The 21,861-nt window shown below is 68.8% G+C and carries 22 protein-coding genes; 13 read left to right on the forward strand and 9 right to left on the reverse strand.

Translation table 11 applies throughout. The features are described 5' to 3' along the window. Positions 1–12 precede the first annotated feature (12 nt). The 7 genes from O7624_RS04645 (at position 13) to O7624_RS04675 (ending at position 7,098) form a co-directional block, all read left to right on the forward strand. On the forward strand, positions 13–912 hold the full coding sequence (locus O7624_RS04645; RefSeq protein ID WP_282239072.1) for a sugar ABC transporter permease: 900 nt from the start codon (positions 13–15) through the stop codon (positions 910–912). Beyond that, positions 912–1,823, forward strand: a complete 912-nt coding sequence (locus O7624_RS04650; RefSeq protein ID WP_093409632.1) for a carbohydrate ABC transporter permease — start codon at positions 912–914, stop codon at positions 1,821–1,823. Before O7624_RS04645 ends, O7624_RS04650 begins: the two co-directional genes overlap by 1 nt. After that, positions 1,823–2,890 (forward strand): ATP-binding cassette domain-containing protein, encoded by a 1,068-nt coding sequence (locus O7624_RS04655; RefSeq protein WP_093409635.1) that lies wholly within the window; start codon positions 1,823–1,825, stop codon positions 2,888–2,890. The genes O7624_RS04650 and O7624_RS04655 overlap by 1 nt, the downstream gene beginning before the upstream one ends. After that, a complete protein-coding gene (locus tag O7624_RS04660) occupies positions 2,890–3,966 on the forward strand; it encodes an ABC transporter ATP-binding protein (RefSeq protein WP_282239073.1) in 1,077 nt (358 codons plus the stop codon). Before O7624_RS04655 ends, O7624_RS04660 begins: the two co-directional genes overlap by 1 nt. A gap of 132 nt (positions 3,967–4,098) precedes the next feature. After that, the gene (locus O7624_RS04665; RefSeq protein ID WP_282239074.1) at positions 4,099–5,559 is read left to right on the forward strand and encodes an NAD-dependent succinate-semialdehyde dehydrogenase; all 1,461 of its coding nucleotides are present in this window, start codon (positions 4,099–4,101) and stop codon (positions 5,557–5,559) included. Further along, positions 5,556–5,843, forward strand: coding sequence for a hypothetical protein (locus tag O7624_RS04670; protein WP_282239075.1), 288 nt, complete (start codon positions 5,556–5,558; stop codon positions 5,841–5,843). Before O7624_RS04665 ends, O7624_RS04670 begins: the two co-directional genes overlap by 4 nt. 1 nt (position 5,844) lies before the next feature. Next, complete coding sequence (locus tag O7624_RS04675) at positions 5,845–7,098, forward strand: iron-containing alcohol dehydrogenase (protein ID WP_093409645.1); 1,254 nt, start codon at positions 5,845–5,847, stop codon at positions 7,096–7,098. Between the two features lie 136 nt (positions 7,099–7,234). Here the strand turns inward: O7624_RS04675 and O7624_RS04680 are convergent, their stop codons facing one another. Both O7624_RS04680 and O7624_RS04685 read right to left on the reverse strand, forming a co-directional pair. Continuing rightward, positions 7,235–7,813, reverse strand: coding sequence for a DinB family protein (locus O7624_RS04680; protein ID WP_282239076.1), 579 nt, complete (start codon positions 7,811–7,813; stop codon positions 7,235–7,237). A 424-nt stretch (positions 7,814–8,237) separates the two neighbouring features. Further along, positions 8,238–8,699, reverse strand: a complete 462-nt coding sequence (locus O7624_RS04685; RefSeq protein ID WP_282239077.1) for an SRPBCC family protein — start codon at positions 8,697–8,699, stop codon at positions 8,238–8,240. 217 nt (positions 8,700–8,916) lie between these two features. On the opposite strand from O7624_RS04685, the gene O7624_RS04690 reads away from it, so the two are divergent. Further along, positions 8,917–9,354, forward strand: coding sequence for a hypothetical protein (locus tag O7624_RS04690; RefSeq protein ID WP_282239078.1), 438 nt, complete (start codon positions 8,917–8,919; stop codon positions 9,352–9,354). A gap of 138 nt (positions 9,355–9,492) precedes the next feature. Here the strand turns inward: O7624_RS04690 and O7624_RS04695 are convergent, their stop codons facing one another. Continuing rightward, the gene (locus tag O7624_RS04695; protein ID WP_282240535.1) at positions 9,493–9,813 is read right to left on the reverse strand and encodes a metalloregulator ArsR/SmtB family transcription factor; all 321 of its coding nucleotides are present in this window, start codon (positions 9,811–9,813) and stop codon (positions 9,493–9,495) included. A gap of 15 nt (positions 9,814–9,828) precedes the next feature. On the opposite strand from O7624_RS04695, the gene O7624_RS04700 reads away from it, so the two are divergent. Then, complete coding sequence (locus O7624_RS04700) at positions 9,829–10,668, forward strand: SDR family oxidoreductase (RefSeq protein ID WP_282239079.1); 840 nt, start codon at positions 9,829–9,831, stop codon at positions 10,666–10,668. Positions 10,669–11,095: 427 nt separating this feature from the next. On the opposite strand, the gene O7624_RS04705 is transcribed toward O7624_RS04700, so the two are convergent. From O7624_RS04705 to O7624_RS04715, 3 genes are read right to left on the reverse strand one after another with little or no spacing between them, the layout of a single operon-like run. Next, positions 11,096–12,439 carry an MFS transporter gene (locus O7624_RS04705; RefSeq protein WP_282239080.1) on the reverse strand — a complete coding sequence of 448 codons (1,344 nt, stop codon included), beginning with the start codon at positions 12,437–12,439 and terminating at the stop codon, positions 11,096–11,098. Beyond that, positions 12,436–13,263, reverse strand: coding sequence for an SDR family NAD(P)-dependent oxidoreductase (locus tag O7624_RS04710; RefSeq protein WP_232511420.1), 828 nt, complete (start codon positions 13,261–13,263; stop codon positions 12,436–12,438). Before O7624_RS04710 ends, O7624_RS04705 begins: the two co-directional genes overlap by 4 nt. Further along, complete coding sequence (locus O7624_RS04715; RefSeq protein WP_282239081.1) at positions 13,260–14,603, reverse strand: NAD(P)-binding domain-containing protein; 1,344 nt, start codon at positions 14,601–14,603, stop codon at positions 13,260–13,262. Before O7624_RS04715 ends, O7624_RS04710 begins: the two co-directional genes overlap by 4 nt. A gap of 126 nt (positions 14,604–14,729) precedes the next feature. Here O7624_RS04715 and O7624_RS04720 point away from each other — a divergent pair, with 126 nt between their 5' ends. Further along, positions 14,730–15,860 carry a helix-turn-helix domain-containing protein gene (locus O7624_RS04720; RefSeq protein ID WP_282239082.1) on the forward strand — a complete coding sequence of 377 codons (1,131 nt, stop codon included), beginning with the start codon at positions 14,730–14,732 and terminating at the stop codon, positions 15,858–15,860. A 421-nt stretch (positions 15,861–16,281) separates the two neighbouring features. Continuing rightward, the gene (locus O7624_RS04725) at positions 16,282–17,742 is read left to right on the forward strand and encodes an SDR family oxidoreductase (RefSeq protein WP_282239083.1); all 1,461 of its coding nucleotides are present in this window, start codon (positions 16,282–16,284) and stop codon (positions 17,740–17,742) included. 340 nt (positions 17,743–18,082) lie between these two features. On the opposite strand, the gene O7624_RS04730 is transcribed toward O7624_RS04725, so the two are convergent. Together O7624_RS04730 and O7624_RS04735 are read right to left on the reverse strand one after the other, a co-directional pair. After that, positions 18,083–18,766 carry a response regulator transcription factor gene (locus O7624_RS04730; protein WP_282239084.1) on the reverse strand — a complete coding sequence of 228 codons (684 nt, stop codon included), beginning with the start codon at positions 18,764–18,766 and terminating at the stop codon, positions 18,083–18,085. Next, entirely contained in the window at positions 18,763–19,992 is a 1,230-nt protein-coding gene (locus O7624_RS04735) for a histidine kinase (RefSeq protein WP_282239085.1), read from the reverse strand. The genes O7624_RS04730 and O7624_RS04735 overlap by 4 nt, the downstream gene beginning before the upstream one ends. 343 nt (positions 19,993–20,335) lie before the next feature. Between O7624_RS04735 and O7624_RS04740 the strand changes: the two genes are divergently transcribed. Both O7624_RS04740 and O7624_RS04745 read left to right on the forward strand, forming a co-directional pair. After that, on the forward strand, positions 20,336–21,127 hold the full coding sequence (locus O7624_RS04740) for a hypothetical protein (protein ID WP_282239086.1): 792 nt from the start codon (positions 20,336–20,338) through the stop codon (positions 21,125–21,127). Between the two features lie 34 nt (positions 21,128–21,161). Continuing rightward, positions 21,162–21,536: a hypothetical protein gene (locus tag O7624_RS04745; RefSeq protein ID WP_282239087.1), complete on the forward strand. Its 375-nt coding sequence runs from the start codon at positions 21,162–21,164 to the stop codon at positions 21,534–21,536. A gap of 137 nt (positions 21,537–21,673) precedes the next feature. Here the strand turns inward: O7624_RS04745 and O7624_RS04750 are convergent, their stop codons facing one another. Next, positions 21,674–21,841: a hypothetical protein gene (locus O7624_RS04750; protein WP_282239088.1), complete on the reverse strand. Its 168-nt coding sequence runs from the start codon at positions 21,839–21,841 to the stop codon at positions 21,674–21,676. Positions 21,842–21,861 lie beyond the last annotated feature (20 nt).

Here is a 21,861-nt window from a genome sequence, read left to right on the forward strand (position 1 = left end):
CAGGTGGCGGCGGTGCCGTCACCTGCACCGGGTCGGTCCCGCCGGCTGAGCGACCGCGGGCTGGCGGTGGCCTTCATCTCCCCCGCGTTGCTGCTGTTGCTCGCGATGTCGGTGTTCCCGCTGCTGTGGGCGCTGTACCTGTCGTTCACCGACTACTCGGCCACCCGCGGGGGGCCCGCCCGTTTCGTCGGGTTCGGGAACTACACAGCCGTCCTGACGTCGGCGCAGGTCCACCAGCGGGCCCTGACGACGTTGATCTACGTGGTCGGTGCGGTCGGCCTGCAGACCGTGCTCGGTTTCGGCATCGCCTACCTGATCTCACGCCGCACGCACGGGCGAGGAGTGCTTACCACTCTGTTCCTGGTGCCGATGATGCTGTCGCCGGTCGTGGTCGGGCTGTTCTGGCGCTTCATGCTCGACGCGCAGTTCGGCGTGATCAACAGCATGCTCGGCTCGCTCGGCCTGGGGCAGGTGGAGTGGCTGACCCGGCAGCGCACGGCGTTGATCTCCCTGATCGTGGTCGACACCTGGCAGTGGACGCCGTTCATCATGCTCATCGCGTTGGCGGGGCTCACCGCGGTGCCCAAGTACCTGTACGAGGCCGCCTCGATCGACCGGGCGTCGGAGTGGTTCCGGTTCCGCACCATCACCCTTCCGTTGGTGTGGCCGCTGCTGCTGATCGCCGTGTTGTTCCGGGCCATCGAGGCCTTCCGGCTGTTCGACCTCGTCTACATCCTCACCAACGGCGGCCCGGGTGTCTCCACCGAGACGTTGTCGTTCCACGTCTACAAGGTCGCGTTCCTGGGCTTCAACACCGGAACCGCCTCGGCGTACGGGATCCTCATGGTCCTCGTCGTCATCGTCCTCACGCAGCTCTACCTGCGCTACCTGAACAGACTCAAGGAGGGCTGATGGCCGTCTCCGTCGACGAGGCCGTGTCCACAGGTCCTGCCCGGGATCGCACGCCCCCCGTGCGCCGTCGAAGCGGCCGGGGTCGCTCGGTGCTGGAGGTCGCGCTGCTGACCGTGCTGGCCGTCGTGATGCTCTTCCCGGTGTTGTGGATGATCGAGACGTCCATCAAGGAAAACCGGGACGTCTACGCCGTCCCCGCCGAGTTCATCGGCTTCACGGTCACGATGGAACATTTCAAGGACGTGTTCGTCGGTCCCGACGGCGGTCGCTCGGCCCTGTCCGTCGCGTTCCTCAACTCCGTCCTGGTCGCCGGGGCCTCCACGGTGCTGGCCACCCTGCTGGGTGTCCCGGCGGCCTGGGCCTACTCACGCTTCGCCGTGAAGGCCAAGAAGGACCAGCTGTTCTTCATCCTGTCCACCCGCTTCATGCCGCCCGTGGTGGTGGTGATCCCGATCTTCCTCATGTACCGCCAGGTCGGACTCATCGACAGCAAGCTCGGCCTGATCCTCATCTACGCCGCGTACAACCTGCCGTTCACCATCTGGATGATGAAGGGGTTCGTCGACGAGGTGCCCGCGGAGTACGAGGATGCCGCGATGCTCGACGGGTACACCCGTCTGCAGGCGTTCCGGCGGTACACCCTTCCCCTGCTCGTGCCCGGCATCGCCGCGACGGCGGTCTTCGCCCTCATCTTCTCGTGGAACGAGTTTGTGTTCGCCATCTTCCTCACCTCCAGCGACAGCGTGCGCACCGCCCCACCCGCCATCGCCGGCCTCATCGGTGGCACCACGACGGACTGGGGTCTGGTGGCCGCCGCCTCCGTGGTGTTCGCCCTACCGGTGCTCGTCTTCGCCTACCTGGTCCGCAAGCACCTCATCGCCGGTGTGACGCTCGGGGCGGTGCGACGCTGATGGCCGGCATCGAGGTAACCGCCCTGCACAAGCGTTACCCGGACGGCACGGTCGCGGTCGAACAGGTGGACCTGTCGATCGGCCACGGCGAGTTGTTCGTGATGCTCGGCCCGTCGGGTTGCGGCAAGACGACCACGCTGCGGGCCATCGCCGGCTTGGAGCGGCAGACGACGGGCGACATCCGCATCGGCGACACGCTTGTCAACGACCTGCCGCCGGCCGAGCGGGACATCGCCATGGTGTTCCAGTTCTACGCCCTCTACCCGCATCTGAAGACCCGCGACAACCTGGCGTTCCCCCTGCGGGCCGAGGGGCTGCCCAAGTCGGAGGTGCTCAAGCGGGTCGACGAGGCCGCCCGGCTGATGCGGCTCGGTCCGCTGATGGATCGGCGACCGCGTCAACTGTCCGGCGGGGAGCAGCAGCGTGTTGCGCTCGCCCGCGCCCTGGTGCGCCGGCCGCGCGCATTCCTGATGGACGAGCCGCTCACCAACCTGGACGCGGAGTTGCGGGCGGACATGCGTACCGAGATCAAGCACCTGCAGGGAGAGTTGGGGGCGACCATGGTCTACGTCACCCACGACCAGGTCGAGGCGATGTCGCTCGGTCACCGGATCGCCATTCTCAACAAGGGCCGCGTCGAGCAGATCGGCACGCCGCTGGAGGTCTACGACCGTCCGGCGAGTCTCTTCTGCGCTGCCTTCATCGGCTCTCCGCCGATGAACCTGATCGAGGTGGAGGTGGCCGACGGGGCGTTGCGCGCTCAGGGCGGGCTGGCGCTCACCCCACCGCCCGGTCTGTCCCGCGACTGTCACCTGGTCGCAGGTGTGCGGCCGGAAGCCCTGGAGGTCACCGCACCGGGGGCGGAGCGTTCGGTCCCGGCCCGTGTGGTCTCGGCGGAGTGGCTGGGCGACGAGATCATCTACGTCGTCGACCACGGCGGCCAGCACGACGTGCGGGTGCGGATGCCACCGACTGTCCGATTCGCAGCTGACGCACAGGTCGGGCTACGGCACACCGGCGGGACCCCGGTGGTGTACGACGTGAGCACGGAAGAGTTGGTGGCCTGATGGGAACCGTGGCAGCGCACGGGCTGTGCAAGTCCTTCGGCAAAGTGCAGGCCCTGGACGGGGTGACGCTGGACGTGCCGGACGGCTCGTTCTTCGTCGTGCTCGGGCCCTCCGGGGCAGGCAAGACGACGACCCTGCGGGCGATCGCCGGTCTGGAGAAGCTCGACGCCGGGTCGGTGCACCTGGACGGCGCGGACGCGACCGGTGACGCCCCGGCCGAACGCGACCTGGCCATGGTCTTCCAGAGCTACGCCCTCTACCCGCGACACACGGTGTACGAGAACATCGCGTCGCCGCTGCTGGCCCGGCGCTGTTCGTCCAGCGAGATCGCCGCTGCCGTCGAGCGGATGTCGCGCCTGCTGCACATCGAACGGCTGCTGCAGCGTCGTCCCGCGCAGCTGTCGGGTGGTGAGATGCAGCGGGTCGCCCTGGCCCGGGCGCTGGTCCGTAGCCCGCGCGCGTTCCTCATGGACGAGCCGCTGACGAACCTCGATCTCAAGCTCCGCGTCGAGATGCGTACCGAGCTCACCCGCATCCACCGCAGCCTCGGCGCAACCTTCATCTATGTGACAAACGACCAGGTGGAGGCCCTGTCCATGGCCGACCAGGTCGCGGTGCTCAAGGAAGGAAAGGTGCAACAGGTCGGCACCCCGACCGAGGTGTACGAGCGTCCCGCCAACCAGTGGGTCGCCGGATTCGTCGGGAGCCCGCCGATCAGTCTGCTCGCCTGCCGCGCCGAGGGAGATCGTCTGGTCGGTGCGCAAGGCTGGACGCTGCCTCGGCCCCACTGGACCACGGCTGAGGACGGTCGTGCGCTGCTGCTGGGCCTGCGCGCGGAGGACCTGTCCGTCGAGCAGCGTGGGCACGCGTCGTTGTCCGGCGAGCTCTACGGGCTTGAGCCGCTCGGTGACCGAACGGTGGTCGACGTCCGAGTGGGAACGGAGATCCTCAAGGTCAAGGCACGACCCACAGTCACCGGAACGCCGGGCGAGCGGCTGCAGGTGACGGTCGACCTGGACCGTGCGCACCTGTTCGATGCGGGCACCGGGCTGTCGCTGCCCGAGGCTGGGCGGTGACCCAGGCCACCGCCACATCCGACCCGCTCGGCAACCTCGCCTCCGACGAGGCTGGACCCCGTCCGGCTACGCGCACAGCGTGGTCGCCGAGGCACGCCAGACAACACCAAGAAGATCAAAGGAGGCGACGCAATGAGTGACCCGATGAGCGTCCTGGCCCCCGAGCACCGGCGACTTCGGATCGGCGACGCCTGGTGCGACGCCACCAGCGGAGCCACCTTTGCCGTCGAGGACCCGGCCACCGGCAAGACCATCGCCGAGGTGGCGGACGCCGACGTCGTCGACGGGCTCGTCGCACTGGACGAGGCGAGCAGGGCAATGGCGGAGTGGGCGGCGACCCCACCACGGAAACGATCAGAGTTGTTGACGGCGACGTACCGGGCACTGACCGAGCGATCCGAGGAGGTCGCCCGACTGATAACGCTCGAGATGGGCAAGCCCCTCGCCGAGGCCCGGGCAGAGGTGGCCTACGGCGCCGAGTTCTTCCGCTGGTTCGCCGAGGAGGCGGTGCGGATCGAAGGGCGCTACAGCACCGCTCCCGCAGGTGGATATCGCATCCTCACCGTGCCGAAGCCGGTCGGCCCGTGCGTCTTCGTGACGCCCTGGAACTTCCCGTTGGCCATGGGCGCCCGCAAGATCGCTCCTGCGCTGGCCGCGGGCTGCACGACGATCACCAAGCCAGCAGCCCAGACCCCGCTCACCATGCTGTTCCTGGCCCGCATCATGGAGGAGATCGGCGTCCCCCCGGGCGTCGTCAACGTGGTGACCACCAAGCGGTCCGGCGAGGTGGTCTCCGCACTGCTCGCCGACAGCCGAACCCGCAAGCTCTCGTTCACCGGGTCGACCGAGGTCGGGCGCGTGCTGCTACGGCAGGCTGCCGACAACGTACTGCGTACCTCCATGGAACTGGGCGGCAACGCGGCCTTGATCGTGTGTGCCGACGCGGACCTGGATGTGGCGGTCGACGGCGCCATGGTGGCCAAGATGCGCAACATCGGGGAGTCCTGCATCGCGGCCAACCGGATCTACGTCGAGGAGCCGGTGCGCGAGGAGTTCACGGCGCGCTTCGCCGAGCGGATGGGCGCGCTGTCGGTGGGCCATGGGCTCGACGACGGCGTGGACGTCGGGGCGTTGATCGACGAAGCCTCGGTCGCCACGATCGACGAACTCGTCGCCGACGCGGTCGATCGCGGCGCCCGGGTCTTGGTGGGCGGCGAGCGCCCGGCCGGACCGGGCCACTTCTACCCGCCCACAGTCCTGGTCGACGTGCCCGAAGATGCGCGGATGCTCAAGACCGAGATCTTCGGCCCGGTCGCGCCGATCATCTCGTTCACGTCCGACGACGAGGTGATGGCGAAGGCCAACGACACCGAACACGGCCTGGTCGGATACATCTTCACCCGTGACCTCCAGCGGGCGCTCCGGTTCACCGAGGGGCTGGATACGGGAATGATCGGCATCAACCGTGGTCTGATCTCGGACCCGTCGGCTCCGTTCGGCGGCGTCAAGCAGTCCGGGGTCGGCAAGGAGGGGTCGCACGAGGGCATCCTCGAGTACCTCGACCTCACCTACGCGGCGATCGACCTGCCGTGACCGACCCGCCGCTCCGGGCGCCCGCCGAGAATCATCGCGCCCTGCGTACGTACGACCTGACCGGTCTGCGCCCGGCGGACGGACCCCGGGTCATGGCCGGCACGAACCCGCTGGCACCAGTGGTGCCGGCCACTCCCCCGGCGCGCCAACCACGGCCGCGGCCACGAGTCCGGGTACCCGGCGCGCGCGCCTGCGGCACCCGGGCGGCCACCCTCGCCGACGCCGTCCAGGTGACCTGGACGTCCGCCCTGCACATCGCCGCCGACGTTTCGGAGAGGCACTGACATGCTTGAGACCGTCCGCGGACCACGCCAGCTGATAGTGGGCGAAGGGGTCGCACAGAACATCCCACGAGTGGTGGCCGAGAGTGGCTCACGCGTCCTCATCTTGACCGACCAGGTCCTTCTGCGGCAGCCGGGCGTGGCCGAGATCGTGGCCGCCGTGCAGGAGAAGGCCGACGTCGTCAAGGTGTTCTCTGACGCGACTCCGGACGTGCCACTCACCGATGTCGATCTGGCTGTCTCAGCCGCCGCCGAGGTGGACGCCGACGTGATCCTCGCCATCGGGGGTGGCACGGTCATCGACCTCGCCAAGATCGTCGGCGTCATCCGGCGGCACGGTGGGACGCCGCGCGACTTCTACGGCGAGTCGAAGGTGCCGGGGCCGACGATCCCTCTCATCGCTGTCCCGACGACGTCAGGCACCGGCTCCGAGCTCACACCCGTCTCGGTGTTGACCGACCCGGACCGCGAGCTGAAGGTGGGGGTCTCCAGCGTCTACATCGTGCCCGACTTCGCCATCGTCGACCCCGAACTCACGTACACCTGCCCGGCGACCGTCACCGCCCACTCCGGCATCGACGCGTTCTGTCACGCGGTGGAAAGCTACACCGCGCGACCCCGGGCCCACGGGCCGCGCGACCCGGTGGAGCAGGTGTTCCTCGGCCGCAACCCGATCACCGACCACTACGCGCTCCTGGCCGCGGAGCGGATCGCCCGTAGCCTGCATCGTGCTGTCAGGGACGGAGGCGACACGGACGCGCGCGCAGACATGTCCTACGGGTCCATGCTCGCCGGGATCGCCTTTTCCCACGCGGGCAACGCGGCCCCGCACGCTCTCCAGTACCCCATCGGCGCAGCCACGCACACGCCGCACGGCCTGGGCGTCGGGCTGCTGCTGCCGTACGCGCTGGACGCGGCCAAGGACGCCGTCGCCGACCGGTTGGCCATCCTCGCCGGGGTCTGCGGGCTCGACGTGACCGATGCCTCGGACGCTGAGGCCGCGGACACGTTCCTCACCTGGCTCGACAGACTCCTCGCCGACATCGGCATCCCGCCCACCTTGGCGGACATCGGCGTGGCCCGCGCCGACCTCCCCCGCTTCGCGCAGATGGCAAGCGGCGTGACCCGCTTGATCCAGAACCATCCAGGCCCGACCGACACCGCCAGCCTGACCGCGATCCTGGAAGCGGCCTGGACCGGGGACCGGGCCCGAAGCGCCCTCACGTCGAGCAGAAACAGTGACCGGCCTTCCACTTGACGCCGAGTCCCACGCCGTCCTGCTGAGCAGGTGTTAAGTGTCGTCAGGCGGGTCGCCCGGCCGCCTCAGACACGAATGCCAATGGGGCTCTCGGACGGATTGAGCGGCATCCGCGGATTGCGCGAAGACCGCTTCGTCAGGCGAACTCGCGCGCGGTGGATTCCAGCCTCTCGCGGTAGGCGGCCCACCACGCTTCGTCGCCCTCGACCACGTTGTCGCCGGGCCGCCGCCAGCCGACCTGGCCGTCGACCAGTTCGCGCACGATGTCGGCGTGCCCGGCGTGCCGGTTCAGCTCGGCGAGCATGTGCACGAGGATGTGGTGCAGCGTTACCGGCGTGTGTTGCCACCACCGCACCGAGCCGGGCGCGTCGATCGGAAGCGTCTCGATCGTGGTGTCCGCATGTGCCCAGACTCGGTGCCACAGGCCGATGATGTCGTCGCGGGACTCGTCGGCCGCGGCCCACATGTCCGTATTCGGCTCCGCGTCTTCGTTCAGGCCCGCGACGGGCTCGGGAAAGGGACGGTCGAACACCTCGCCGAAATACCCCGCGGTCACCGAGGCCACATGCTTGACCAGCCCGAGCAGGTTCGTCCCGGTCAGCACGAGCGGGCGCCGCACGTCGTACTCCGACAGCCCGTCGAGCTTCCCGAGCAGCGCCTCGCGCGCCTCCCGTAGGTACCGATAGAGATTCGCCTTGGCGTCGAGGTCTGTCATGCCGGCCAGGATCTCACCGCCGCCGCCCGCCGCGATGCCCTTTTACGCCCCGCGCTCCGAACCGCAGATCTGCGGCGGTCACGCGATTGCGGTTTCTGACGGCGCCATGTCCATGTGTCAACGTCCGTCGTAACGGTGGGTAGTGCGCGAGTCGCGGCTGCCTCTGAAGCCGACGAGTAGCTCGCCGGCCGGCCAGGCACGTCCACGACGAACAATTTCTCGAACCTCATGGCAGACATGATGGGCGCCCTGGTCGGTGGACCGGAAGGCCATCGTGACCACTCGGATGTCGAGTGGTATGCGGGAGGATGACGCAGATCCGTACCGCAGGGTGGCCGTGCCGCGACACGCGCACCGCGCGACCAGCGGCAGATGCGGGCGTCGTCGGACGCGTTCAGTCCGGATCCGCCATCTCGCGACAGGGCTACCGTTCAACGTGGGCGGCGAGGTTTGCCAGCGAGGACGCGAGCCCGGCCGCGTGATCCTCTGCGGAGATGCCAGAGGGCACGTCGTCGGCTCGGATGTCCACCCGCGTCCCATCGTCGGTTGCTTTGACCTCCCAGGTCATCGTCATGGTGCCCGCATAGTCGGGATCGTCGGCGACGAAGTTGACGGCCTGCACCACCCGGACGCCGGGGACGATGTCAACGAAGCGCGCCTCGACGATGTCGGAGTCCGCGGTGGCCTTGCCCGACGCGGTCGAGGCGTCCGCGTAGGTAAGCACCATCCGGTACGACCCACCCGGCCGGGCATCGAACCGTTCGAACCTACCGCTCATCCCCGCGGGCGGAAGCCAGGCGACGAGGGCGTCTGGATCGACGAGCGCAGCGTAGACACGATCGGGAGGGGCCGCGATCACCCGCGAGGCTCTGTCCGTGCGTGGCATAGCCCCATCATGGCGCATCGTCCAGGCCCCACCTCGGCAGGACCGCACGCAGGCACCGGCCGGCTTCAATGTTGCCCTCGGTGACAAGCGGCTCGCGGCATGTGCGTCCGATCCGCTGCGGAACCGTGCCCTGCCCGCCGTAATAGCGACGACCCGGGGCAGCAATGACACGGGGTGCCCCGACCACGTCAGGGCGCAGGATCCTAGCCTTGGGCTCGTGGAACGTATCGAATTCCGTACCATCGAGCAGGAACTCGGCGTCGGGATGTTCCCGACACTCGTTCCGTACCTTAACGACATATCCCTGCCTGACATGGTTCGCACGGCTGAGCTGCCCTTTGCGCGGCGGGAAGGGAAACCCAACCTCGCGGGCAGCTATGCGGGGCTGCTGGGCGACAGCGTGCGCTGGCCGAGTCGGCACTATCTCGGTGATCCGGTCTTGAGCTGGTTCGGAGACGGCGACACCGTGTTACTGGGGTGTACCTGCGGTGACTGGGGCTGCTGGCCGTTTACCGCGATGGTCACGGTGGCTGAGGACACGGTCAACTGGTCTGGCTATCGCACCGGACATCGTGATTGGGGCTACCACGAACTGCTTCCCGTCACCTTCGATCGCCTCCAGTACGAAGAAGCGCTGCAGACGACAGTTCGCTGAGCAGGCAAGGCCACTTCATCACCCCGTCGGCTCGAAAGGATGAACGTCCTCAACTCGGCAGTTCCGGAAGCCAGGGTGGGCTGTCGCCGACGCCCGCTCGGAGTGGCCAGAAGTGGTTCCTACCTTGGCGCCGTTGTGTCACGTGAGCGGGCGGCCGGTCGCGAGTCCAACCTGGTTGCCGACGTCCTCGCTGTCTGCGGCGGTCAGCACGGCGTCCAACAGACCGGGGAAACGGGCGTTCAGGTCCTCACGGCGCAGCACGACGTAACACCGGGTGCCTTCCTGGCGAGTGCGGGTGAGCCCCGCAGCGCGCAGCACCCGCAGATGGTGGCTCAGCGTCGACTTGGACACCGGCGTTCGCAGCTCTCCCCAGCCGCGTTCGTGGCCGTCGGACAGCAGTCGGACCAGGCCGATCCGGAGCGGGTCGCTCAGCGCGGCCATCACGTCGGTGAGGGTCATCTCGGCGAGTTCCGGGTGCTGCGGATCTTTCACCCGACCATGATAGCTTGTTCGATGTTCTACGAATATCGAACAAGAGGTGGAGTTGTGACCACACCCCCAGACACCGGCCCATTCACCGGTCGCGTGGCCGTCATCACCGGAGCAGGATCAGGAATCGGCCGCGCGGCCACGATCGCGTTTGCCGAAGCCGGCGCGCACGTCCTCGGTGTCGGACGCCGTACGGAGGCACTGCACCGCACCGCGCAAGAGCATGCCGGCATCGCCGTTCTCGCCACCGACATCCGCGCGACCAACGCCGGCCAGGCGATCATCGACGCCGCCGTCGGCCGGTGGGCTCGGGTAGACGTGCTGGTCAACAACGCTGGTGCCACCGCCGTCATGCCGCTCGCCGACACCGTCGCGGACCGCATCACCGAGATGTTCGACCTCCACGTCACCGCGCCCAGCATGCTCGCCCACGCGGCTCTACCCCACCTGCGGCACACCCGCGGCACCATCATCAACATCTCCAGCACCTACGGCCATCGCCCGGTGGCCGGCGCCGCCCACTACGCCGCGTCCAAAGCCGCCCTCGAACAGCTCACCCGATGCTGGGCACTGGAACTGGCCACCGACGGCATCCGGGTCAACGCCCTGGCCCCCGGCCCCACCGAAAGCGAAGCCCTGCGCGCCGCCGGCCTGCCCGAACCCATGGTCAACCAGATCAAACAGGACGAAGCCGCGCGCATCCCACTGGGCCGCCGCGGCCACCCCGACGACGTGGCCAGATGGGTGCTCCGGCTCGCCGACCCCGCCGCCACCTGGCTCACCGGACAAGTCCTCACCGTCGACGGCGGCCTCGAACTCACCTGACAGCAGCAACTCGGCTGACCAACGGCCGCAGCCTGAGCCCACAACTCGGAACTCAGACAGCGTGACGAAGTCGGTCGATCAGCCGAGCACATCCGATAGCCGCAGACCGGGCGCAACGTTCGGTCGCGCCCACCATGATGCCCGATGGCGGGCGGGCGTCCTGGCCGGGCATCCAGGTACCGCCCGGTATGAGCAACCTATGGCGTGCGCCGGGTCCTCATCGAACGCGTCGTCGATTGACCAGTCGTCGATGCGGCGGTGCGGGACGCTTTGGCAGCGGTGGCACCGCGTGATCGCCGAACCCGAACCGGCTCGATGCCGGCAACGTCAGCCCCCATTCTGGCTGCTGGCTCCCCGCCCGATGCTCGGGACGCTGGCCATGCAAGCTTTCGCTCGGCGACCGGTGCCCGGCCTGAGCACGCAACGCTCAACCGGTGTGGCGTGTCCGATCCAGCTTCCAGCGCACTTGGAATGTCAGCGCCGCGGCCATCAGCACCGCCGGGACCACGGTGAAGCCGATCAACAGGGCGGTGTGGGCGGACTCCGGCTGCGTCACGGTCTGCCCCTCGGTGGTGGCGATGAAGCCGCCCAGGGCGAGCACGGCCGAGTACACGTACGGGCCGATTGCGGTGCCGGTGGCTTCGGTGGCGGTCCAGACACCGGTGTAGGCGCCAGCCCGGACGGTGCCACGCTGCTCGGCGGCCGCGACCGCGTCCGGGACCATCGAGAACGCGAACAGCTGCAGCCCGGCGAACGCGATGCCCAGGACGCCGACCACCGCGACAGCCGGCCCGGTGCCGTAGCCGAGCAGCGGCGCCAGCGAACCGGCCACGAAGACCGCCTGGCAGATCAGCAGGCCACGCTGCTTGCCGATGCGCCTGGACACCTGCATCCACACCGGACCGGCGACGACCGCTGGACCGAGGAACGCCCCCATGAACAGGGCGGTTAGCCCAGAGTTCTCGAAGACGTACTTGGTGTAGAACGGCAGCGCTGCGAGGAACAGGTGAGTAGTGGTGCCGGTGAACAGGTAGGACAGCACCAGCGCGCGGAAGTCGGGATCCCGCCAGGCGACCGCGATGTCACCGATGGTCGAGTGGGCCGCCTGCTGGTCGGGCATCCGGAAACCGGCGTGGGCAGTGAGACGCCGTACCCCGGTCAGTGCGACCAGCCCGGAGATCACCATGACGCCGGAGAGCAGCAGGGCCATCCAGCCGTAGTCGCCGCGCCGTCCCGACTCCACCAGCGCCGGTGCGGCCACACCGGCACCAAGCAACCCGAGGGTGAGGAAAAGCATCCGGAACATGAACACCCGGGTGCGCTCGTGATACCCGACTCGAAGATCGGACGGGGTGGTCAGGTAGGGCACCTGGAAACACGCGAAGAACAGGTTGCCGGCGATGAACCAGCCGCCCACCCAGAGCGCCGCCGATGCGCCGGAGAAACCGGCGGGCACCGAGAACATCGCCACCATGGCCACCGGAAGCAGCAGACCGACCCGCAGCATGCCGAGCCGGTGTCCGCTGCTGCGCGCTTCCCGGTCGGATCGGCTGCCCAGCATCGGATGCACGATGATGTCGATGATCTTCGGCAGCAGCAGGGTGAGACCCGCCAGGAACGGCGAGACACCGAGCGTATTGGTGAGGAAATAGAGCAACAGCAGGCCGGGAACGGTCACCCAGACGCCCATCCCGACCGAACCGGTGGCGTACGCGATCAGGTCACCTGCCCTGCTCCGTACCTCGCCCGCCGCCCCGCGCAGCGCCGTCATCGGGTCGCCTCGTGCCGTGCGACCACACCCGCGGCCAGCTCGGCGCCCTGGAACGCGCCGGAGCGGACCCGGCCGGCGAGGATGCGCGCCACGATCCGATCGGTCAGCGCGGGCAGGTGACGGGCCAGGAAGAACTCGACCGCGCCCCGCCGGGTGGTGGGTAGATCACGGCGAGGACGACGACTGAGCGCGGCGCGCAGCACGGTCCGGACCACCCCGTCCAGCGGCTCGTATTGGCTCATGCCCTCCAGCGACAGCCCGGCCGCGGCCGTCGAGTCGTGGATCGGGCTTCGTACCGCCGACGGGTACACGCAGGTGACGCCGACATGGGTGCCGAGCTCCAGACGCAGCGCGTCCGCGTACGCGACCAGGGCGCGCTTGGAGGCACCGTACGCAGCGGCCAGCGGCAACTGCATGACGGCCATCCGCGAGCTGAGCATGACTATCCGGCCACCAGAGGCGACCAGCGCGTCCACACATGCGGCGGTGACCCGCCAGGTGCCCAGCAGGTTGATGTCGAGCTGGCGGCGTACTTCCGCACCCGGCGCCAGCTCGGCCGGGGCCGGCCCACCGATCCCGGCGTTGTTGATCAGCAGGTCGAGCCCACCGAGCTGGTCAATTGCTTCGCGTACCACCGCCGGCACCGCGTCGTCGTCGGTGATGTCGCAGGCCAGGACCCGGACCGGGTCATCGGCACGGGGGGCCAGGTCCAACCCGACGACCTGGGCCCCCAGCTCGTCCAGCCGGGCACAGATGGCCCGGCCGAACGTGCCGGAGGCACCGGTGACGAGGACACGCAATCCGCGGGGGTCTCGGGCGCTCAAACCACACTCTCCTCGGCGGTGAAGGTGCGTCCGCCCCGGGCGAGGCGATTCCGACCAGCCGCGATCTCCCTGGGCAGGTCGGCGACGTACCGGTCGAAATCGATACGCATGTGCGGCCGCGCGTTCGTGCCCCACCGTGCGATGGCGGCGCGCAAGGCTCGCTGCACGGCGTGCTGCTGTTCGTCGATGCCGGGCAGGGCATAGCCGCCGGAGAGATATGCGGCGAGAAGTTTGGCCTGGACCTCCACGACCGGCAGAGCGGCACCGGTGGACTGCATCAGGCCGACGAATGCCAGGCTGGGGTCGTCGAGATGGAAGACCCGCTGGTACAGCGGCAACTGTTGGGGGTCGGGGCCCAGCCATTGAGGGGACAGGAACGGGATACTCACCCGGTACCCGGTGGCCCAGACGATCACGTCGACCGGGTCGGCGCTGCCGTCGGTGAACATCACCCGTTCCCCGTCCAGCCGTTCGATGCCGGGACGTGGGGTCACCTCGCCGTGGGTGAGCCGGTGCAGGATCGTGTCGCTGATCGTCGGATGGTTCTGGAACAGGCCACCGGCCGGGGCGGGTAAGCCGTACCTCTGCGGGGTCCCGACAGCGAGCCGCAACAGGGTCTCGGCGATGCGCTGCCGCAGCCGCCACGGCAGGGCGGCGAGGGCACCGCCGGTCGCGTCGGCCGGGCGGCCGAACAGGTACTTGGGGACGATGTGGACGCCGCGCCGGGCGGAGAGCAGGACCGGCCCCCGAGCGACGTGCGAGGCGTCCACCGCGATGTCCATGGCCGAGTTGCCCATGCCGACGATCAGCACCCGCCGATCCAGGAAGACGTCCGGAGTGCGGTAGTCGTGGGCGTGCATCTGGGTGCCGTGGAACGTGCCCGGATAAGCCGGATCCGGATAGCGCGGATCCCAGTTGTGGCCGTTCGCGACCACCACGGCGTCGTACCGGTCGGTGTCACCGGACTCGGTCGTCACCGCCCAGAGCCGGTCACGCTCGACGCGGGTGACCGTGCTCCCGAACCGGATGTGCGGAATGAGCCCGAACGACTGCGCATAGTCGGCCAGGTAACTGGCGACGCGACTGGCCGACGGATAGTCGGGCCAGTCCGCGGGCATCGGAAAATCCGCGAACTCGGTGCGGCGTTTGCTGGTGTTCAAGTGCAGGGAGGCGTACGCCGGAGACAGGCCGCTGCTGTTGTCCCTGACCCACAGGCCACCGGGCCGGTCACCCTTCTCGTACGCCACCACCGCACAACCGGCGTCGAGCAGCGCCTTCACCGTGGCGAGACCGGCCGCTCCCGCACCGATCACCGCCACCCGACTCGAAGAAACGGCCATGGTGCTCCTCGACGGTTGTAGCTTCCGCCAAACCGTAGGGCCTGGCACGGGGGCGATCACATGGCGTGGAGCACGCAGTTTCGGGTTCTTGTTGTAGCGCAGCACAACGGCGGAGAGCATGACAGGATGACGCATCCGGACGGCTGGACGACGATGGTGAACCTGATCGAACGCGTCGTGGGCGATGACGAACTGCTGCCGTCGGTGGTCGCCGGAGTCCGTACCACCGTGCGGGAGGTCTCCGCACTGCCCACCTCCGACATCGCCGGGCACACCCGCGCTCTGCTGGTGGCCGCAACCCGCGCACTGGCCGCACGGCGCGGCCCCACCGAAGCTGAGCTGTCGTTCGTCGCGGACCTCGGTGTCACCCGTGCCCGGCAGGGCGTGCCCATCGAATCGGTGCTGGGCGCGATCCACGTCGCCGAGCGCGCGATCTGGGCCCGGGCCCGGGAACTCGCCCGAGACCAAGGCGTCAGCGCCGAGCAACTGCTGGACGTCCGGGACCTTTACGACGACTGGGCCGAGGCCGTCCGGGCCCGGCTGATCAGCGCGCATCGGGCTACCGGAGCCAGCACGGATCCGCTTCCCGAGCGCCGGGACACGGCACTGCTGCGGCGGCTGCTCCAGGGTGGTTCGGCGGCCACGCTGGCAGCCGCCGAGGCCGGCCTTCCGGTCACCGACGGGCTGTGGGTGCTCGTCGCCCGGCCCGGGGAGACCGCCGCCGGCATCGAACGAGCCGTGCGCGAGCACCCGCCGGTGCTGTGCGCAACCGTGGACGACCTGATGGTCGGAGTTCTGTCCCGGGCTCCGTCCGCCCGCCTGAAGGGGACCGCGGCCGTGGCAGGGCTCGCCGGTCCGGCCGAACCGGAGAAACTCGCGCCGGTGCAGCGGCTCGCCACCGCGGCCCTGACCGCCGCCGAGTCCACCGGCCGCACCGGACTGATCCACATTGCCGATGTGGCCTGGCTGGCGGCGTTGACCGAGCGGGCAGACCTGGCAACGGTGCTGCTCGACCGCTACGCGCCCGCTTGGGTGGCACTCGGACCGACTGCCGAATCGGTGGCGCACGCCGTGCTCGCCTGGCTGGAGAGCGACCGCGATGTCGACCTCGCCGGGGCGAGACTTTTCGTGCACCCCAACACGGTTCGCAATCGGGTCCGGCGCTTCGCCGCCGTCACCGGCATCGACCCGGCGGGCACCTTCGGTGCCATGACCGCCTGGTGGCTATGCCGAACCTGGCTGCGCAACGCGACCTGATCTCGCACCGTGCGGATCACCACCCTCCCACCAGACGGGAAGATCGGAGCCGAAAATGGGGATTGTCGACCACTAGCCTCGATCATTCACCGCTGATGTCGGCCGCTTCGGTCCCGCGCCTGTGATCGCTGGTGTTCGATGCGGTCCGGTCGGGTCATGGTGAGGGGCCGTCTGTCGCGGCGGTGGGTGGTCGGTCCGGTGGTCGGCTCCCCTATGGGACGTGCTGGCCCATCCCCTGCTACCCGCCACAGACGGGCCGGACCTGAACATATAGACCTGGTCGAGGTGTGACCTCTACGGTCTTCGGGCTGGTGAACAGGCACGGGATGCGTCGGAGGCCGCGCGGTGCGTACAGTTCCGGGTCGGACTTGGGGTGCGCCGGATAGATCCGGCGCAGGGAACGGGACGAGACAGCGACAGCATGACGGCGGACAGAATTACGGAAACCGGTCAATACCGCATTGACCCGGCCCTGCTGGAGACTTGTCTCAGCGTCTTCGAGGCGTTGGAGGACCTGCCTCCCGATCACCCCGACGTGGTGCGGGTGCAGCGGGCCACCGCGAAGCTCTACAAGATGATCAAGCAGCGACGACGTAAGGAACGGCGGGATGCCATCGCGGCAGCCGACCGCGCGGTGACGGCGGCCACCGCCACCGCCGCCCCAGGCCGGATCGACGACGAGACCCAGGGCAACCCACTCGCCTCCCCCACCGTAGGTGCCACGGCCGGCGTCCTGCACAAGCCGCGTGGCTGCTACATCTGCAAGCAGCGCTACCGCGATGTGGATGCCTTCTACCATCAGCTCTGCCCGCCCTGCGCCGCACTGAACCGGGAGCGCCGCGACGCCCGCACCGACCTGACCGGCCGGCGCGCGCTGCTCACCGGCGGCCGGGCGAAGATCGGCATGTACATCGCGCTGCGGCTGCTGCGCGACGGCGCGCACACGACGGTGACCACACGGTTTCCCCACGACGCGGTCCGCCGATTCGCCGCGATGCCCGACAGCGGGCAGTGGCTCCACCGCCTGCGGATCGTCGGGATCGACCTACGCGACCCCGCCCAGGTCATCGCCCTCGCTGACTCGGTAAGCGGCCAGGGACCACTCGACATCCTGATCAACAACGCGGCGCAGACCGTCCGCCGCACGCCTGCGGCGTACGCGCAACTCGTCGCCGCGGAGGCGGCGGCCCTGCCGGACGGCCCACTGCCGGAGATGATCACATTCGCCAAACCGGCCGGCCGGGGCGACCCGGCGGGTAGCCTGACAGCCCCACTGAACTCGCCCACCATCACCCCGCACGCGCTCACCGCGCTGGCGCTGACCAGCGGCTCCGCCTCACCGGCACGGATCGCGACAGCCAGCGCCATCGACGCCGGCGGTCTGGTCCCGGACCTCGACCCGGTCAACAGCTGGGTGCAGCGGGTGCACGAAGTGGACCCGGTCGAACTGCTCGAAGTGCAGCTGTGCAACGTGACCGCGCCGTTCGTCCTGATCAGCCGGCTGCGACCGGCGATGGCCGCAGCGACCGCCCGCCGCAAGTACGTGGTGAACGTGTCGGCGATGGAGGGCCAGTTCGCCCGCGGCTACAAAGGGCCAGGGCACCCACACACCAACATGGCCAAGGCCGCGCTCAACATGCTGACCCGCACCAGCGCCCAGGAGATGCTGGCCGACGGCATCCTCATGACCAGCGTCGACACCGGCTGGATCACCGACGAGCGGCCACACCCCACGAAGATGCGCCTGGCGGACGCCGGCTTCCACGCTCCGCTGGACCTCGTCGACGGCGCGGCCCGGGTCTACGACCCGATCATCCGCGGCGAACAGGGCGAAGACCTGCACGGCTGCTTCCTCAAGGACTACACACCCTGCGCCTGGTGATCGCTGCTGCCCTGCCGAAAACCTCATCCACGCAGGGACCGGGAGCACAGGCCGCGAGGACCCCACGACACGGGTGGTCAAGCCATGGGAGTTCGTGTCGGAGGGGCGACGTCGACCACGAATCCATAATCGTCGTTCGCGGCGAGCTGCGACTCACGCCCAGGTAAACCGGCCGCCGGCGTCGGCGAGCAGGTCGAACGAGCACACGAGCGCGCCCTGCTCTCGGCGGCGGCCGATGACGTACCACTGCGGTCCCGGGCGGCCGGATGGTACTGGTGGCGGCGGTGGCCGTGCTCGCCGGCCTGGCCGCGGCGATCGCACGCGAGCGGCGCCCGTGAGTTCATGACCGCGAGCCGGGCGTGGCGTCGCGTCCCGGGGTGACCAGGCCACTCTCGTACGCGACCACGACGGCCTGTGCTCGGCTGGCGAGGCTAAGCTTGGTCATCGCCCGATGTAGGTGGGTCTTGACCGTCGCCTCGCTGACCACCAGTCCGCGTGCGATGTCGCCGTTGGTCATGCCGGTGCCGACCAGCCGCAGCACCTCGATCTCGCGAGCGGTGAGCCCCCGCAGGTCAGGTAGTGGCGTTTCGGGGAGGTGGGAGTCTCGGGTGTATGCCTCGATCAGGCGTCGGGTGACCGTGGGGGCGAAGAGCATGTCACCGGCCGCCACGGTCTGGATGGCCGCGATGAGGCGATCCGGTGGCGTGTCCTTGAGGAGGAATCCGCTGGCGCCGGCGCGCAGAGCGGCGTAGACGTACTCGTCCAGGTCGAACGTGGTCAGCACGAGGACCCGTGGATGGTGCGTCGCGTCGGCGAGGATGCGTTCGGTGGCGGTCACCCCGTTCAGGCGTGGCATCCGGATGTCCATCAGGATCACGTCCGGACGGCGAGCCTCCGCCTGGATCACCGCCGTCTGGCCGTCCTCGGCCTCACCGGCCACGGTGAGACCCGGTGCGGCATCGATCAACGCGGCCAGCCCGGCGCGAATCAGCACCTGGTCATCGACGACGAGCACGCTGGTCATGCACGGCCCTCCCCTGGCTCAGCCCACTCCGCTTCCGCGGCCGGCGTGGGTAACGTGAGCAAGACCTCGAATCCACCATGTGGCCGGCTGCCGGTGACGAGAGTTCCACCATAGACTCGGGCGCGTTCCCGCATCCCGATTAGTCCGTGCCCGGGCTTGGCGTCGTCTCGTGATTCGGCCATGCCGCGACCCGCATCGCTTACCCGAACCACGAATCGGTCGGCGTCGTAATGCAGAGTCACTGTGGCGCAGGTCGGGCCGGCGTGCCGCAGGACGTTGGTAAGGCACTCCTGGATCACGCGGTACGCGCACAGGTCAAGGCCGGCCGCGAGGGGGCGTGGCACGCCGACCACCACCACCTCGACCGGAACGCCCGCCCCGCGTACCCGCTCCACCAGCTCGTCGAGGCGGTCGATGCCCGGTGAGGGTTGGTAGGTCTCGCCGTCGAGCGCACCGTCGACCTCGTCCGCGTCGACGTGCAGCACCGCCAGCACCCGACGCATCTCCCGCAACGCCTCACCACTCGTCCGCAGGACCGTTTCCAGCGCGGTGCGCGAGGTTACCGGATCGGACTCGAGTACGTACCTGGCCAGCCCCGCCTGCACGGAGATGACCGACATGTGGTGTGCGACCACGTCATGCAGCTCTCGCGCGATGTGCACCCGCTCCTCGGTGACCGCACGGCGGGCCCGCTCCTCGCGGTCGCGGCGCAACCGCTCCGCGAGTACGGCGAGGCGCCGGTTGCGCTCCGCCAGTTGCTGGGCGCTGTTCCCGAAGTGCCATACGACAGCAGTCCAGACCACGCTCTGCGCCAAGGCAGCCCACGCGAAGCCGGCGCCGAGGGCGAGTCCACCGTAGAACCATACCGTGGCCACCACAACGGCGGCGGTCACGCTTATCCGGGATGGCCGGTGGGCGGCCACCGTGTACAGCGCCAGCAGAGCTCCCGCGCTGTTCACCACCGGCCAGTAGCCGGTGGCGATATACCCCACCCAGAGTGTGCAGTACAGGAGCAGCACGGAGCTGGGAGCCCGCCGGCGCGCCACCAGAGTCGCGTTGACCAGGCATGTCAGTGCGTAACCCACGCCGTCGAGCTCGCGGAACTGCTCCGGCGGATCCTGCCGGCCGAGCACCAGGCTGACCGCGGCGGTCGCCCCCGCCAACGCCACATCTACCAGCAGCGGATGCCGGTCCGACAGTTGCCTCAGGTGCGCCACCGCTCGCATGCCCGCGAAGGTTAACGGGGCGGGCGGCGGCGCCTACGACGAGGGTTTACCGGACGTGCTCTTTGTTCAACCACTGGTAGCAATACATCAATCGATGGATGGACGATGTGACACGGCATGATTTCGTACCTTCGTTCCCAGCCACAGCCACTCACCGGAGGAGGCGAGGATGGGACGACGAGGTCGGGTGACAGCACTTCCGTGGACCGGCTTGACCCTGACTGCCGCATTGTTGGCGTCCGGATGTTCGGGGACCGCCGCGGAGGCGGACCACTCCCATGGAGTGCCGGACCTGCCGCCACCCGGGGCAGCCACCTCAATTGTCCTGCCACTGGACGACTATGTGATCAGCCCGGAGGAGCAGGAGCGGGCGGATCGAGCCCAGGCGGCACTGGAGGTGTCGTGTCTGGGCCGGTTCGGCCTGACCTGGTCCGGGCCGGACGAGCCGGACCTGTTGGCCGGCCGGGCGATACTCGCCGCAGGGCTGGCCGAGCGGTTTGGGCTCGTCGATGAGGCACAGGCAGTCGCGCATGGCTACCACCCGCCGCGCTGGAGCGCACGGGGGTTGATCGCCTCGCGGGAGGACGCTCACCACCACGAGCCTCCGGCGGATGTGGCCGAGGTGCTGTTCGGACAAAGATCCACTATAGATGGCGATTCGGTGCCGGCGCAGGGGTGCCGGGGTGAGGCCTCGCGCCAACTTTCGGCCAACACCCGTCCGCTGGCCACCATTTCGCTTGTCACGCGCCTGGAGGAGGAGGCGGCGCGGGAGGCCGCCACCGATGACCGGGTTACCGCGATGTTCGACGCGTGGAGCGCCTGCATGGCGGAGGCCGGCTACCACTACTCGACACCGATGAGTGCCGCCCGGGACCAACAATGGCGCCGCGCCCCGAAACCGTCGCCCCAGGAGATCGCTGTGGCCGGAGCGGACGTCGCCTGCAAGACAGCGGTCGGCTATCTGGACACCATAGTGGAGGCCACCGCCGAGTCCCAGCGAAACCTCATTGAGTCTTACGTTGACGAGCTGGATCGGGTGAAGCAGTCGCTCACCGTCGGGGCGCACAACGTCACCATGGCTCTCAGCTCGCACGTCCCGTCCGACCAGGGGAGGTGGAGCCCAGCACATCGGTGAAATCTGTCAATCGATACTTGGATCGGAGGAGACTATGCGACGCAGGATCATCGCACTACTGGCCGCAATCGGCATCGGCACGGCGGCCTTGTTGGCCGCACCGACCCCGGCGAGCGCCCACGGGGTGAGCCAGGGCAACGACTACGCCCTACATTCGTACAACGGTAGAGTCCTCACCATCTGTGACGCGGAAAACGACGGGCACCGGGTCTGGGCGGGGTACTACACCAGCGCGTCGTACTCGTACCAGACCGCACCTGTAATCTACGGCAGCAACACGTCGGGCGTTGACTGCACCACGTACGAACTCTCCCACGTGCTGACGAACCTCCGGGTCGTTGAGGACAAACCAGGCAGCAGCAGTAACTACTACGGGTCGTGGCATGGCTACCCGGTAGCGGGTACCTGACAAACTCCGGGCCAGGGCACTCACGGCAGCGCCGCTGATCATGGATGCCCTGGCCCGGCAGCGTGCCGGGCGCGGCTGGATGGAGTTTGTGACCACCGATCCGCCTCTCCCGCTGCTCGGTCCCCGCCGGCATGGCGTTATCGGTCGCGGCCTTCCAGGTTGAGGCGGTGCCGGTCAGCGAATGCGCGGGCGCGTACCTCGTTGTTGAACGCGGTGTCGATCTCGTCGTCCCATTCGTCGTCGGACGCGTCGTCCTGCGGGTCGGCGGGGTGCTCGGCATTCGTGGTAGACGAGCCAGCAGCCACGTATTCCGTCGAGAAGGTCT

The organism is Verrucosispora sp. WMMD1129, assembly GCF_029581255.1.
GTDB lineage: Bacteria > Actinomycetota > Actinomycetes > Mycobacteriales > Micromonosporaceae > Micromonospora > Micromonospora sediminimaris.